The organism is [Clostridium] symbiosum ATCC 14940, assembly GCF_000466485.1.
Taxonomy (GTDB): domain Bacteria; phylum Bacillota; class Clostridia; order Lachnospirales; family Lachnospiraceae; genus Otoolea; species Otoolea symbiosa.
On the sequence record NZ_KE992820.1, the window covers coordinates 409 to 15,046 of the forward strand.

Annotated in this window: 13 protein-coding genes; all 13 read left to right on the forward strand. The window is 49.5% G+C overall.

From position 1 onward, the window contains the following. Positions 1-128 precede the first annotated feature (128 nt). The 13 genes from CLOSYM_RS03165 (at position 129) to CLOSYM_RS03225 (ending at position 14,520) form a co-directional block, all read left to right on the forward strand. Entirely contained in the window at positions 129-1,409 is a 1,281-nt protein-coding gene (locus tag CLOSYM_RS03165) for an L-cysteine desulfidase family protein (RefSeq protein WP_044902097.1), read from the forward strand. Between the two features lie 47 nt (positions 1,410-1,456). After that, a complete protein-coding gene (locus CLOSYM_RS03170) occupies positions 1,457-2,734 on the forward strand; it encodes a M20 family metallo-hydrolase (protein WP_009296789.1) in 1,278 nt (425 codons plus the stop codon). Positions 2,735-2,738: 4 nt separating this feature from the next. After that, positions 2,739-3,212, forward strand: a complete 474-nt coding sequence (locus tag CLOSYM_RS03175; RefSeq protein WP_009296788.1) for an L-2-amino-thiazoline-4-carboxylic acid hydrolase — start codon at positions 2,739-2,741, stop codon at positions 3,210-3,212. 92 nt (positions 3,213-3,304) lie between these two features. Beyond that, positions 3,305-4,507: a MalY/PatB family protein gene (locus CLOSYM_RS03180; protein ID WP_003499885.1), complete on the forward strand. Its 1,203-nt coding sequence runs from the start codon at positions 3,305-3,307 to the stop codon at positions 4,505-4,507. Positions 4,508-4,932: 425 nt separating this feature from the next. Then, a complete protein-coding gene (locus CLOSYM_RS03185; RefSeq protein WP_003509481.1) occupies positions 4,933-5,712 on the forward strand; it encodes a DeoR/GlpR family DNA-binding transcription regulator in 780 nt (259 codons plus the stop codon). Between the two features lie 15 nt (positions 5,713-5,727). Beyond that, a complete protein-coding gene (locus CLOSYM_RS03190) occupies positions 5,728-6,540 on the forward strand; it encodes a BtpA/SgcQ family protein (protein WP_003499887.1) in 813 nt (270 codons plus the stop codon). Position 6,541: 1 nt separating this feature from the next. Further along, positions 6,542-7,150 (forward strand): KpsF/GutQ family sugar-phosphate isomerase, encoded by a 609-nt coding sequence (locus tag CLOSYM_RS03195; RefSeq protein WP_003499888.1) that lies wholly within the window; start codon positions 6,542-6,544, stop codon positions 7,148-7,150. Positions 7,151-7,154: 4 nt separating this feature from the next. Further along, on the forward strand, positions 7,155-7,880 hold the full coding sequence (gene nagB, locus CLOSYM_RS03200) for a glucosamine-6-phosphate deaminase (RefSeq protein WP_021640929.1): 726 nt from the start codon (positions 7,155-7,157) through the stop codon (positions 7,878-7,880). A gap of 39 nt (positions 7,881-7,919) precedes the next feature. Next, positions 7,920-9,593, forward strand: coding sequence for a ribulokinase (locus CLOSYM_RS03205; protein WP_021640930.1), 1,674 nt, complete (start codon positions 7,920-7,922; stop codon positions 9,591-9,593). A gap of 18 nt (positions 9,594-9,611) precedes the next feature. After that, a complete protein-coding gene (locus CLOSYM_RS03210; RefSeq protein ID WP_003499891.1) occupies positions 9,612-10,700 on the forward strand; it encodes an autoinducer 2 ABC transporter substrate-binding protein in 1,089 nt (362 codons plus the stop codon). Between the two features lie 190 nt (positions 10,701-10,890). After that, complete coding sequence (locus tag CLOSYM_RS03215) at positions 10,891-12,405, forward strand: sugar ABC transporter ATP-binding protein (RefSeq protein ID WP_003499892.1); 1,515 nt, start codon at positions 10,891-10,893, stop codon at positions 12,403-12,405. Further along, positions 12,402-13,445: an ABC transporter permease gene (locus tag CLOSYM_RS03220; RefSeq protein ID WP_021640932.1), complete on the forward strand. Its 1,044-nt coding sequence runs from the start codon at positions 12,402-12,404 to the stop codon at positions 13,443-13,445. Before CLOSYM_RS03215 ends, CLOSYM_RS03220 begins: the two co-directional genes overlap by 4 nt. Next, positions 13,438-14,520, forward strand: coding sequence for an ABC transporter permease (locus CLOSYM_RS03225; protein WP_021640933.1), 1,083 nt, complete (start codon positions 13,438-13,440; stop codon positions 14,518-14,520). The genes CLOSYM_RS03220 and CLOSYM_RS03225 overlap by 8 nt, the downstream gene beginning before the upstream one ends. Positions 14,521-14,638 lie beyond the last annotated feature (118 nt).

The following is a 14,638-nucleotide window of genomic DNA, read 5'->3' on the forward strand; positions in this document are numbered from 1 at the left end:
GGCCGTCCCGGCGGCGTCCTCACCTGCTTAACTACAAAGAAAGCGATTGACAAGTTGGGAAAAAGATAATAAAATTATATTATAGTTTAAAAAACGATAATATAGTGAAAATGAGAGAGGAGAAAGGAATGGATCAAAAAGTTTACGATGCGTATCTGTCAATATTAAAAGCAGAACTGGTACCTGCCCTGGGCTGTACGGAACCTATCACAATCGCATATGCCTCAGCCATTGCCAGAGAGTGCCTGGGCGCTTTTCCGGATGTGATACAAATCAAGGCCAGCGGTAATATTATTAAGAATGTAAAAAGCGTTGTGGTACCCGGGACGAACGGCATGAAGGGAATAGAAGCGGCGGTTGCCGCCGGACTGGTTGGCGGAAAATCAGAGAAAAAGCTGGAGGTTATCAGCGAAGTCACGGAAGAGGAAAAAGAGCAGATACGCGATCTCGTGGAGAAAGAGATAATCGAGGTGGGGATTGCCGGCTCGGATCTGCTGCTCGATGTCCAGGTTCAGCTTAAGAAAGGGGACGATTCCGTTTTCGTCCGGATCGCGAATGCCCACACGAATGTAGTTCTGGTTGAAAAGAACGGAGTGCGACTGTTTGAGAAAGCGATGGACTGCGGAGGGGACGACGCGGGCCTGAGTCAGGAAAAAAAGCTTCTGTCTGTGGAAGGTATCCTGGAATTTGCAGACCAGGTAAAGCTGGAGGACATAGAAGATGTGATTTCCCGTCAAATCGCTTATAATACGGCAATTGCCGACGAGGGGCTTGCCCATAATTACGGTGCGAATATTGGGAAGGTGCTGCTTCAGGCATACGGGGATCAGGATGTGCGCGTCCGCGCAAAAGCAAGGGCTGCGGCAGGCTCCGATGCCAGGATGAGCGGATGCGAGCTGCCCGTTATCATCAATTCAGGAAGCGGAAACCAGGGAATAACAGCTTCTGTCCCCGTCATTGAATATGCAAAGGAGTTAAAGTGCGGGGAGGAAAAGATGTACCGGGCGCTGGTTTTATCAAATCTGATAGCGATTCATCAGAAGACGGGAATCGGCCCTTTGTCGGCTTACTGCGGAGCGGTCAGCGCAGGCTGTGCCAGCGGGGCGGCCATTGCCTATTTAAACGGCGGGGATTTGAGGACGATCTCCCATACGATAGTGAACTGTCTGGCAATCGCTTCGGGAATTGTCTGTGACGGAGCGAAGGCGTCATGTGCGGCAAAGATCGGAATGTCGGTGGAGGCCGGACTGCTGGGGTATCTGATGATTGAACAGGATCAGCAGTTCCGGGCCGGGGACGGAATCGTCAAAAAAGGCGTGGAGGAGACGATACGTTCGGTCGGCCGTCTTGGCAAAGACGGTATGAGGGAAACCGACCGGGAAATTTTAGAGATAATGATAGGAAAATAAAGTCTGGATAAAGAGTAAATAAAGACGAAAGAAAGGAGACGCACAGCTTGGAAAACTACGGCACGAACAGAATGGGCGGCGGGCATAAACTGCTGCAGGACAGGCTCAAAACGGAGATTGAGACATTAAAGGGCATTTCGGAGCCATGCCGGTGCGGTACCACACGCCAGAGCTACTCGGCAGCATATAAGGAGGGGACGGCTTACATAAAAGGAGTGATGGAGGACTGCGGCCTGACGGTCCACGAAGACGGAGTGGGAAATGTCATCGGCACTTTGACGGGTACGGAGCCGGGACTGGCGAAAATTCTCTCCGGTTCCCATCTGGATACGGTCAGATGCGCGGGGGCCTTTGACGGGATTGCGGGAGTCGTATGCGCCGCTGAAGCTGCCAGATTGGTCAGAGAGAGCGGCATACCTCTGCGCCACACCTTCCAGGTTCTGGGTATGATTGGGGAGGAAGGCACGCGGTTTGGAAAAGCGCTTTTGGGAAGCCAGTTTATAGCCGGGATTTATGGAGAAGAACAGCTTGATGAATTTATCGGTATAGAAGACAAAAAAACAATGCGCCAGGCCATGACGGAATACGGGCTGAGCGGAGATCTTAAGGGGGTATCCAGGAAAGAAGATGCGGTCAAAGCATTTCTGGAAATACACGGTGAGCAGGGGCCCGTTCTGGAGCAGGAGGAAAAACAGATTGGCGTTGTGGATACCATCGTCGGGCTGTCGTGGCTTGTTGTCAAAGTGAAGGGACAGGCCGGGCACAGCGGAACGGTTCCGATGAACCTTAGAAGAGATGCGGGAACCGGCGCATTTCACCTGATCTGCCGGATTCACGATTATGTATGTGATACGTATTCGGGCAGAGCGACATTGACGGCGGGGCAGGTATCGCTTTTGCCGGGGAGCATGAACAGTATTCCGGGAGAGTGTGAATTTTCTCTCGATATCCGCTCAGGGGAAGAAGAAATACTCAGGGATATTCTGGAACATCTCACAGAATTTGCCGGAGAGGTCCGGGAGAAATATGCCCTCGATGTTGAAGTGCGGGAGCTGACCAGAAAAGAACCTGTAAAAATGAATGCAGCTCTGGCCGGAGGGATTGAAGACGTCTGTAAGGAACTGGGGTTTACGAGCATGAGGCTGAACAGCGGCGCAGGCCACGATTCCATGATATTTGCAAAGCTTTGGGATACCGCGATGATTTTTCTGCCGAACAGGGATGGAATCAGCCACCATCCGGATGAATGGATCGATTATGAGGCCATGGCGGCGGGAAGCCGCGTTTTATACCAGATGATCAGAAAATTAGATGAGGAGGATTAAGAAGATGAAGGACAAGGATTTAGAGTTGGAGCCGGTTGACATGTATGTACTTTTCGCTAAAATGTTTTCCCACATTACAAGGGAGGTGGAGAAAGCCTGCGGTGAAGAAGGTGTGAGAGCAGTGAGGGAAGGCGTCCGCCAGTTTGGCTTAGAGCGCGGCAGGAATATCGCGGAGCGCGCGAAGGCCATGGGCCATGAGAACGATGCAAAGAGCTATCTTCCCTGCTATGATATGGGAAGAAGCGAGCTGTTTAACAGTGAAAACGATATCAGGGAAGATTCCATAGAACAGCTCTTTACCGAATGCATCTTTGCAAAACAGTGGATGGAGGATCACGACGAGGCATATGGAATCCATTACTGCGAGATGATTGACCCGTCCATAGCGGAGGGCTATAATGAGAACTTCAAATGTACCCATGACAAACATTTCTTTAAAGACGGCTGCTGTCATTTCCTGTTTGAAATGAAGAAATAATCGTTACGATTCACGGCCCCGCTGAAAAGCGCGGTTCCGCGAACAGTAACACGCTTCGCGAAAATAATCCTGCCAAAGGAGGCAATCGTAAGATGAACAAGACTCATAGAACCTATGATTTTGAAACAATTCTCGACCGGTCCGGCACCGGCTCGGTGAAGTGGGAGCAGATGAAGAGTGATAATCCCAATGTGGAGGAAGGAATCGTACCATTCTCCATCGCGGATATGGAGTTCAAGAACCCTCCGGAGATTACGGAAGGCTTAAAAGCCTGTCTGGATGAGATTGTACTGGGATACCAGACTCCGGAAGACAGCTACAGAACGGCTGTTACATCCTGGGTAAAACGGCGTTACGGATGGGAGGCCAGGCCGGAATGGCTCATAAACACCATTGGAGTGATCAATGCATTCTGCTGCGGTATCCGGGCTTTTGCCGGAGAAGGGGAGGGCGTCATCCTGATGACTCCTGTTTATCCGCCTTTTGCCGAAGGAATTTGTAAAAACGGGAGAAAGCTTTACCGCTGTCCCCTGATATGCCAGGATGGGACTTACACCATTAATTTTACGCTTTTAGAGCAATTGGCCGAAAAACCGGACTGCCGTCTGCTGATACTCTGCAATCCCCATAATCCGGTGGGAAGAGTCTGGACCCGGGAAGAGTTAATGAGGGTTGGCGAGATATGCCTGAAAAATAACGTTTTTGTCATCTCAGATGAAGTCCACTGTGATATTATCATGGAGGGGTACAAATTCACCTCTTTTGCGTCGGTTTCGGAAGAGTTTGCAGAAAACTGCATGATCTGCCTGTCACCCGGGAAAACATTCAATCTGGCGGGAATCAAGTCGGGATGTATATTTGTGAGGAACGGGGAACGGCGCAGCGCTCTGCTTGACGAGATTTCAAAAGTGCTTCATCCCAACTGGCTGCCGGCCCTCAGTTACCGGGCCGTGGAAATCGCTTATACGAAATGCGATGCATGGATGGGTGAAATGCTGGCAGTGCTCAATGAAAACAAGGAGATGCTTGTGCAGTTCTTAAATGAACGCCTGCCGAAAGTACGGCCTGTGGAAATGGAGGGGACTTATCTCCAATGGCTTGATTTCAGGGCTTACGGCTGGGATATCAAAGAGCAGGAGCGGATTATGCAGCAGGAAGCCCAGCTTTTCTTTGACGAAGGATACCGCTTTGGAGAAGAGGGGGAAGGATTTGAACGGATGAATCTGGCCTGTCCCAAAGCAGTTCTTCTAAAAGCGCTTGAGCGCCTGGAGACGGTTTTGCGGCGTTATGAATAGATGACGCGTAAAATAGAAAAGTAGAAATAGAAAAATATAAATAGAAAAGTAAAAAATAGAAAAGGGAGCGCCGCTTAATGGCATGAAGTCACAATGACCGAATGTCAGGAGCGGCGCTCTCTTTTGAAATGATTGCAAAAATAATTGCAGTCATGTTTCAAACAAATGAATGCGCAGGGCCGATATCTGAGGTATACTATAATTTAAGGCGTACCGGACGCCCGGTACGGTAAGCGGCAATCCTGCAGATGTTACAGGTGCCGCGGGAAATCATTTAATATTGCAACAAATAACAGGAAACGACAGAAGAAAAGTTATAAATGAAATTAAATGCAATTTTAAATGATTTATTTTGGAATTATTTGTAATAAATATTGCAAAAGATTGCAATATGTGATAATGTATATCACAGGAAGGAGAAAATTATGACACAGTTCACAACTTCAATACCGGCGCAGAGGCAGCAGCAGATTTCGGATTATCTGAAATCGAAGTTCAGCATCTCAATCAAGGAGGCATCGGAGCTTTGCAATGTCTCGGAGGCGACGGCCAGGCGCGATTTGGATGACATGGCGGCGGCCGGGCTTCTGGAGCGCACACATGGAGGGGCGGTGCTTCATAAGGGGACGGGCTTTGAAGAGTATCACGATGAAAAGATGAAGGCCATGATACCGGAAAAGACGAGGATTGCCAGAGAGGCTGTAAAGCTTATCAAGGACGGAGACAGCATTTTCCTTGATTCAGGTACAACCACACTTCTTTTGGGGCAGCAGCTTGAAGGCATCAAGAAGCTGACGGTGGTGACGAATAATCTGGATATTGCTTCGACCGTTAAGCTGGACAATTCTTCCACAATGATAGTGACGGGAGGGGTCAGAAGAGATGGTTACAGTGTACTGATAGGGGATATAGCGGAGGAGCTGGTCAGAAAATTGTATGTGGATATTGCTTTTGTAGGGGCCGATGCGGTTAATTCCAAGAGCGGTGTTTATAACAGCAATTTTATGGAGATAGGAATTAAAAAGAGTATGATAGCCAGCGGCAAAAGGACGGTGCTTTTAGCCGATCACAGCAAGTTTAAGCAGAAGGCGCTGGCCAAGATATGCGATATAGAAGAATTTGATACGATCATTACAGATTCGGGCATCGAAAAGGAGACCAGGGAATATCTGGATAAAAAGATACCCCATCTGATAGTTGTATAAGGAGGATACGGATTTATGAGTTGGCTGAAAGAGGTAATCGGAACAGAGAAGGCGATTATATCCATGCTGCATTTGCAGGCAATGCCTGGAGACCCCTATTATAATAAGGAAAAGGGAATCAAATGGGTGGTTGAAAAGGCCAGGGAGGATTTAGACGCTCTTCAGGAAGGCGGAGTTGACGCTATTATGTTCAGCAATGAATACAGCCTCCCCTATCTTACTGAGGTAAAGAGGGAGACCGTAGCTGCAATGGGAAGGATCATCGGCGAACTCCAGCCATACATAACGGTGCCGTATGGCGTGAATGTTTTGTGGGATCCGAAAGCCTCTCTCGATTTGGCCGCAGCCGTGGATGCCAAATTCATAAGAGAGATATTTACCGGAGTATACGCAAGCGATTTCGGACTCTGGAACACCTGCTGCGGGGAGGTGGTAAGGCATCAGAGGGAGATAGGAGCGGAGAATGTCAAGCTTTTGTTTAATATAGTGCCGGAGGCAGCCAGATACCTGGCCGACAGAGAGATCAGGCAGATTGCGAAATCAACGGTTTTCAACTGCCGTCCGGACGCACTCTGCGTTTCCGGCCTGACTGCCGGCTCACCGACCGATATGTCGACGCTCCGGGATGTGAAGGCGGAGGTGCCGGATACGGTTGTCCTGGCCAATACGGGCTGCCGGAAGGAGACAATTGAAGGCCTTCTCGGCATAGCCGACGGAGCGGTGGTTGCAACGACCTTTAAATATGACGGTAAATTTGAAAACCAGGTGGATAAGAACCGGGTGAAGGAATTTATGAAGATAGTCAAAGATTTTAGAGGAGGGAACTGACATGATATCAGCGGATGAAATTTATGACAGTGCACTGCACACCTTTGCCAACGAAGCCAATGCAGTGGCAAAACTGGCCGATACGGTAGACAGGGAGAGCTATGTGAAAGCCGTACGGATGATTGCCGAATGTGAGGGGAGAATCATAACGACAGGCTGCGGAACTTCCGGAGCCTGTGCAAAGAAAGTATCCCAGGTATTCAACTGTGTGGATCGGGCATCCCAGTTCTTAAATCCGGCCGATGCGCCCCATGGAGATTATGGAATGATCCGCCGGGGAGATATTATTATCATTATATCCAAGAGCGGCAAGACAACGGAGATGATAAATCTGATTCCGGTGGCAAAGGCAAGAGGCGCCAGGATTATCACTGTAACCGAGAATCCCGGTTCTCCGATTGCACTGGAGAGTGATTTGAACCTGATACTCAGCACAGGACCGGAGGCCTGCCCTTACCAGTGCCTTTCAACGACATCCGTGACAGCGGTTTTCGCTCTGTTTGATGCAATATCAATTGGATGTATGCTGTATAACGGCATCGACAAGAATTATTTTAAACTGGTGCATCCGGCCGGCGGGGTTGGTGCAATGCTTGCGGCGGAGGAATGACAGGATGAAATTAATTGTAACCGGCAGTTATGAAGAGAGCAGCCGCATTGCAGCGGATATGTTTGAAGAGGTTATTATTAATAAGAAGAATCCCCTCCTGGGATGTGCGACGGGAAGCACCCCTATAGGGCTGTATCAGTGTCTGACAGAGGACTACCGGGCCGGAAAAATCGACTTTTCAGGCGTTCGTACCATCAATCTCGACGAATACGCAGGTCTTACAAAGGGCCATAGCCAGAGTTTTGGGTATTTTATGGAGCAGCATTTTTTTTCTAAAGTTAATATTAAAAAGGAAAATATTATGCTGATTGACGGGGCGGCCCAGGCGGAGGACCAGTGCAGAGACTATGACAGATTTCTGGAACAGAATGAGATTGACATTTTAGTACTTGGGATCGGAAATAACGGGCATATCGGCTTTAACGAGCCATCCCATGTATTTACAGCTAAAACTCATGTTGTGGAGCTTGAAGAGGAGACGATAAAAGCAAATTCCCGTTTTTTCGGCGGAGAGGATGAAGTGCCGAAAAAAGCCGTCACGATGGGGATGGCCGGGATTACCGGAGCAGGAAAAGTAGTTCTGATTGCGGCCGGAGCTGCCAAGGCGGAGGCAATCGGAAAATTACTTGCCGATGACTATATCGATCCCATGCTGCCGTGCAGCATTCTGAAAATATGCAGGGACGTAACGGTGATAATAGACAAAGAACTGGAGGCGGCGATGCGGTGACGGCACAGGCCCGGTTCATTACATAACGGAGAGCATGAAATGGGTAAATACGTCTTTGGATATGATTTTGGAACACTCTCATGCCGCGGCGTAGCTCTCAGGCTGGAAGACGGAAAGCTGATGGCTACGGCAGAGAGCAGATATAAAAACGGAGTAATTTCCGGCATGATGCACCACAAACCGATCCCGCTTGAGGATGAATGGTTCCTGCAGGATCCGGACGACTGGTTAAACAGCATGTGTTCCGTGACAGAACAGATGCTTCGTGAATCAGGAATACCGCCGGAGGATGTGGCAGGTATCGGAACTGATTTTACAAGCTGCACCATGATTCCGGTCTGTCAGGACGGCGCGCCCCTGTGCAAGAAGGCGGAATTTCGTGACATCCCCAATGCATGGCCGAAGCTGTGGAAGCATCACGGGGCCCAGAAATATGCCGAGGAGATAGAACGGTACGCAAGGGAACACACGGACTGGCTCAGGGAATACTTTGGAAATTCCGTTTCATCCGAATGGATGTTTCCAAAGATTATGCAGGTGGCAAAAGAGGACCCTGAAATATACCGGGCAACCGATTTGTTTATGGAGGCGGTGGACTGGATTGTCTATTGGCTGACAGGAAACTTAAAGAGGACAGGAGGTATTCTCGGGGTGAATGCATTCTGGATTAAGGGCAGAGGATATCCCGACAGGAGCTTTTTAAAGGCCCTTGATCCCATGATGGAAGACTTGGTTGAGACAAAGTTCGCAGGTGAGATTATCGATGTCGGAGATTTTGCCGGCCATCTGAGCAGCAGGGCGGCAGAACGGCTGGGCCTTACGGAACATACGGCGGTATCTGCCGGGCACAGTGACGGAGCAGTGGCGGGCTGCGGAGCCGGAGTCACCCGAAGCGGAAGCATGATGCTGGTGATGGGGACTTCTACCTGCCACCAGATGATGTGCCGGGACTTTCATTCATTTGACGGCGTGTGCTCGGTGGCGGCGGACGGCATGGTTCCGGGGCTGTATGGTTACGAGTCGGGGCAGCCTGCAACGGGAGATCTGTTTGAATGGTTTGCGGGGAATGCGGTTCCCCGGGAATATTATGAAAAAGCCGGGGAGGAAGGAAAGAGTATCCTGGAGTATCTGGGGGATCTGGCTGCAGAACTGGAACCGGGGGAAAGCGGTCTCATTGCTCTGGACTGGTTTAACGGGAACAGGAGCGTACTGTCCAACTACAATCTGTCGGGAGCGATAATAGGACTTACGCTACATACAAAAACTGAAGAAATTTACCGGGCGCTTGTGGAGGCAAATATATTCGGTTCCAGGAAAATTCTTGAGAATTATAAGAATAACGGCGTTGCGATTGATGCGATCTATGCGGTCGGGGGGATTGCGCGGAAGAGTCCGTGGATTATGCAGATGTGCGCGGACATATTCCATCAGGAGGTTATAGTGCCTCAGATAGATAATGTGCCCGCCAGAGGCGCCGCAGCCTGTGCGGCGGTCGCTGTGGGAAAGGAATGCGGATATCCGGGCTGCATGGATTTTGAAGAGTCGTCAGAGCGTCTGATCCCGGGGGAGACGCTTGTCTACCGTCCTGATGGCGCAAGAGGCAGGCTGTACGATGAATTGTATTGTTATTATGGGAAATTACATGATGTTTTCGGCCGTGATGATTCCTTTATGAAAGGACTGAGGAACATCGGAAAGAGCCGGAATGTTTAAATACAAAGGAGGAACTATATGAAGAGAAGGTTATTATCGGCAGTGATGGTTATTTCCCTGACCGCAGCTTCCCTGGCCGGGTGCAGCAGTTCACAGGCACCGGAGACAAAGGCGGCTCAGGAGGCGGCAGGGGAAGTAAAAGAGGGCCAGTCGGAAGCAGGGGGAGAAAATGCAGAGGCAGCGGAAGGGAAAACATATACAATTGCCACCGTTGTGAAGGATATGTCGGATCCGTGGTGTCTGCGCCATCAGGAAGGCGTTGACGAATACGCAAAGACGACAGGCCACAACTGTTATGTAAAAGGCCCGTCAAAGACGGATTCCGCTGAGCAGATCCAGGTAATTGAAACATTGATAGAACAGGATATTGACGCCATCTGTGTGGTTCCGATCGATCCGGAGGCGTGCAAACCGGCCCTTGCCAAGGCGCGGGAAAAGGGGATTGTGGTAATTACCCATGAAGCGGAAGGCTTTGATGCGTGCGACTATGATCTGGAAGCGTTTAACAATACTGAGTACGGCGAGGCCATGATGGATGAGCTGGCAAAGGCAATGGGCGAAGAAGGACAGTATGTCACAATGGTCGCTTTCCTCTCATCCACATCCCACAACCAGTGGATGGACGCTGCGGTAGCTCATCAGAAAGCCAATTATCCGAATATGGAGCTGATTCCGGAGGAGCGGATTGAATGCGAAGATAATATGGATATGGCATACAACAAGGCGAAGGAGATTATTAAGAAATATCCGGATATCAAGGGCTTTATCGGCGCATCCAGCTATGACCCGCCGGGAGCTGCCAAAGCAATCGACGAACTGGGGATGACAGGAAAGATATTTGCCGTAGGCACCGGAGTTCCGTCCGTATCCGGCCCTTATCTGGAATCCGGTTCCAACCCGTGCGTACTTTGCTGGGATCCTGCTTTATCCGGGGAAGCAATGTGCGAACTGGCCGTAATGGTTCTGAACGGGGAGAAGGACAAGATAGCCACAGGTTATAATCTTGGAATTGAAGGGTATGAAAGCATTAAGGTTAACGGCACCGACATAAGCGGCAGCGCAATCCTTACAATCAATAAAGACAATATGGGAGATTATCAGTTCTAAAGCGGCCGCGCTCCGGCGCAGACTATTTATTCGGCACTCTATGATATCTTCAGAATTTATGCTTGCGTATCCAAAACAGCCGGATACGCAAGCATTATTGATAGAGGTGAAAGGTATAAAACACCGTTGTAACTGCAAGACTTTTCAGTGCTGTGAACGGTATCGGAATAAAACAGGGGCAGGTGGCAGAATGAACGAAACATTATTGGAAGTTAAAGAGATATCAAAGCATTTTGGCGGAGTGAAAGCTCTCGATAAAGTGAATTTGTCTATCAAAAAAGGGGAAATCCATTGTCTGGTCGGGGAAAACGGCTGTGGAAAATCCACGCTGATTAAGGTGATTTCAGGATTTTATAAACCGGACGGAGGAGAGATTATTTATGACGGAAAGGCGTACAAAAATCTGGGCATCAACCAGTCTATCCAGCTTGGAATCCAGGTCATCTATCAGGATATGTCTATTTTTCCCAATCTGACGGCGGCTGAAAATATTGCTTTGAATTATGAGCTTTATAATAGGAAGAAAATTGTAAACTGGAAGAACGTATACGAGGTGGCCAGGAAATCGCTTCGGCATATCGGAATCGATATTCCCCTGGATGCCACGGTCGGCTCCCTGTCCATTGCCGATAAGCAGCTGATCGCAATAGCCAGATCAATTCTTCATAATTCCAGGCTTATCATCATGGATGAACCGACCTCCGCTCTCACGCGCAAGGAGGTTGATAAGCTGTTTAGGGTCATCAGACAGCTACAGGGGGAGGGGATCTCGGTCCTGTTCGTCAGCCACAAGCTGGATGAGGTGTTTGAGATTGCGGATCAGTTTACCGTATTCAGAAACGGCAGGCATATTGTTTCCGATTCTGCCAGGAATATCGATAATGACCAGTTTATTTATTATATGACGGGAAGAAAAATAGAACAGGATTATTTCGATCCTAAGGATGTGGACTATAACCGCAGCCTGTTCCGGGTGGAAAATCTCTGTCTGAAGAACGGATTCGAAAATATCAGCTTTGATATCCATCCGGGGGAGATTCTTGGAATCACGGGCCTCTTGGGTTCCGGCAGGACGGAGCTTGCGAAGGCTTTATTCGGCCTTTACAGGGCGGACAGCGGGAAAATCTTTGTGGAGGACAGGGAAGTTTTGATAAAGTCCCCGATGGATGCGCTCCGCCTGAAGATAGCCTATGTGCCTGAAGACCGCCTGACGGAAGGTCTTTTCCTGACGCAGTCCATCGAAAATAATATGATAGTATCCAATATAGACCGGCTCAGAAAGAAAAACAGGACTGTGGATTTTGAGCGGGGACATGTTGATTCGAAGGACTGGGTCAGAAATCTGGGGATAAAACTGAACGATTTGAAGGACGGGATACAGACGCTCTCGGGAGGAAACCAGCAGAAGGTGGTGCTGGGCAAATGGCTGGAGACGGAGCCGAAGGTTCTGATTCTGAACGGCCCTACGGTGGGTGTTGATATCGGCGCCAAATATGATATCCACAATTATTTAAGAGGGCTTGCGGCAAAGAAAAATATGGCGATCGTCCTGATCTCCGACGACATCAGCGAAATTCTGATGAACTGCAACCGGATACTGATTATTAAGAACGGCCGGATTATCAGCCGGCACAGGAATACGGAGTTAGACAGCAGGAAGCTGCAGGCGCTAATCACAGGCGGAGAGGAGATGAAAGCGGTATGAATATGAAGAAATTGCTGAAAAGGAATGAATTTTATGTAATTCTGATTATCGTCGTCCTGTCTCTGCTCATCCAGATGAAGAGCGGCCAGTTTTTTACGGCGAATAATATCGTGGATCTGGTGAGGAGCCTGATTGTACCCGGAATGATGGCAGCGGGACTTTTTATGGTTATCGCCTCCGGGAACATAGATGTATCGTTTCCCTATACGGCAATGCTGTGTATGTTTGCTGTCACAAAATGGTTTCAGATAACGGGCTATGACGGTCCGGTGATTGTCGGCTTTCTCGCAGCGGGCCTGCTCGGCGCCTTCCTAGGCCTGATCAACGGTGTCCTGGCGGCGTGGCTCAAGCTTCCGACTCTGATTATTACGTTGGGAACCTGCTCCATCTATCTGGGCTTTACTCAGGGGGTACTGAAAAGCAGCGTTATTTCCGCAATACCGGCGCCTCTTTCCCAAATGGCGTCCTCCAGCCTTTTTTCAGTCAGAAGCGCATCCACAGGCCTTGGAAGTTCCATGCCGGTCAGTATCTTTATCCTGATAGCAGTCCTTCTTCTGGTCGGCTTTATTATGAAATATACGATGCTCGGCAGGGGGATTTACGCTGTGGGCGGAGATCAGGTCGCCGCTGAGCGGGCCGGTTTCCCGGTAGCGGCAATCCGGATATTTGTCTTTACATTCATGGGATTTATCGGAGGCATCACCGGCCTGACCCAGGTAACTCTGTCTGGGATGTGCCAGATAGGATTTTTTGACGGTTATGAGATGACGATTATCGCGGCCGTTGTCCTGGGAGGAGCCAGCATTGCCGGAGGTTCAGGGAGCGTATTCGGTACATTTCTGGGCGTCCTGCTGATGAAGCTGATTTCCAACAATCTGATTCTTCTTGGTATTCCGACTAACTGGAGCAAACTGATGACCGGAGTCCTTATCATTGCCGGGGTCAGTGCATCGGCTTATAAGATGGTAGCCGCCGAGCGGAAGGTGACTTCCAATATTCTGGCAGGAAATAAGGGAGAGGGGGCGGATACGAATGAGTAAGGGCGGTATGAATAAAGGCGATATAAATAAGGGTGATATAAATAAGGGCGATATAAATAAAGCCGATAAGAATAAAGCCGGAATGAATAAAGAATTCCGCGAAAAAAATGCAAATAACCTGAAGCTGCTCGGGATGTTCGCCGTATCCTTTGCCGTACTGACCGTGGCAACGGGCGGAAAGTTTTTCTCAGCCGGGCAGATGAAGCTGATAGCCTATCTTTTCCCTGAAATGGGTGTGCTCTCCCTTGGGATGATGCTGGCAATGATAAGCGGCGGAATCGACCTGACCGTTGTGGCGGTTGCCGATCTGTCGGGAATCCTGTGCTGTATGATGCTCAAGGCGGTTATGCCGAACGACGCGTCACTGCCGGTGCAGATCCTTGTACTGCTGCTGGTTGTTGCTGTCGGCCTGGTAATCGGAGGACTTTGCGGAGCTTTTTCGGGCACGCTCATCTCCAGAATCGGAATACCGGCAATGGTTGCCACGCTGGGCGCCTCCGATATCATTCTGGGACTAGCCGTGGGAATCACGAATGGTTCTTCCGTAAAAGAGCTTCCGCCTATCCTGAACGGTGTCGTCAGCTACCGTCTCTTTGACGCCATACCGGCATCGACCATCATATTTGCTGTCTGTGCCGGCGCCGTGGCATTTATTCTGAATAAAACGTCACTCGGGTTTAAGATTTATATGATTGGTTCTAACAAAACAGCAACCAGATATTCGGGAATAGATGATAAAAAGACAATCACTCTTACCTATATGATAAGCGGCATGCTGTCATCCGTCTCAGGACTCCTGATGTGCGGACACTTTAATTCGGCCCGCTCCGACTTTGGAAAATCATACCTGACTCCGGCGATCCTGATCTGTGTCCTCGCAGGCGTCAGCCCCAACGGAGGAAAAGGGAAGGCGGCAGGGATGGTAATCGCCGTCGTCATTCTCCAGACTCTGTCATCAGGATTTTCCATGTTCCAGAACATATCGGATTATTATAAGAATCTGATATGGGGACTGGTTTTGATCCTTGTTATGATTATCAATGTGACTTCGGAGAGGAGAAAGGCGAGGGGATGATTTAACGGAGGTTTGGAAGACGCGTCCGGAACGGACCAGGTCCGGTGTGGTGAGGGGGATGTCTGAGTCTTCCGTCCCCGGGGGAGGTTGTCGTGAGGTGGGAATCCGGCCGGAATGA

What these genes read in the sequence shown, in the direction of transcription:
- CLOSYM_RS03185 (WP_003509481.1), top strand. Translation starts at nt 4,933, where the DNA reads ATGACACAGTTCACAACTTCAATACCGGCGCAGAGGCAGCAGCAGATT.
- CLOSYM_RS03165 (WP_044902097.1), top strand. Translation starts at nt 129, where the DNA reads ATGGATCAAAAAGTTTACGATGCGTATCTGTCAATATTAAAAGCAGAA.
- CLOSYM_RS03225 (WP_021640933.1), top strand. Translation starts at nt 13,438, where the DNA reads ATGAGTAAGGGCGGTATGAATAAAGGCGATATAAATAAGGGTGATATA.
- CLOSYM_RS03220 (WP_021640932.1), top strand. Translation starts at nt 12,402, where the DNA reads ATGAATATGAAGAAATTGCTGAAAAGGAATGAATTTTATGTAATTCTG.
- CLOSYM_RS03190 (WP_003499887.1), top strand. Translation starts at nt 5,728, where the DNA reads ATGAGTTGGCTGAAAGAGGTAATCGGAACAGAGAAGGCGATTATATCC.
- CLOSYM_RS03180 (WP_003499885.1), top strand. Translation starts at nt 3,305, where the DNA reads ATGAACAAGACTCATAGAACCTATGATTTTGAAACAATTCTCGACCGG.
- CLOSYM_RS03215 (WP_003499892.1), top strand. Translation starts at nt 10,891, where the DNA reads ATGAACGAAACATTATTGGAAGTTAAAGAGATATCAAAGCATTTTGGC.
- CLOSYM_RS03210 (WP_003499891.1), top strand. Translation starts at nt 9,612, where the DNA reads ATGAAGAGAAGGTTATTATCGGCAGTGATGGTTATTTCCCTGACCGCA.
- CLOSYM_RS03205 (WP_021640930.1), top strand. Translation starts at nt 7,920, where the DNA reads ATGGGTAAATACGTCTTTGGATATGATTTTGGAACACTCTCATGCCGC.
- nagB (WP_021640929.1), top strand. Translation starts at nt 7,155, where the DNA reads ATGAAATTAATTGTAACCGGCAGTTATGAAGAGAGCAGCCGCATTGCA.
- CLOSYM_RS03195 (WP_003499888.1), top strand. Translation starts at nt 6,542, where the DNA reads ATGATATCAGCGGATGAAATTTATGACAGTGCACTGCACACCTTTGCC.
- CLOSYM_RS03175 (WP_009296788.1), top strand. Translation starts at nt 2,739, where the DNA reads ATGAAGGACAAGGATTTAGAGTTGGAGCCGGTTGACATGTATGTACTT.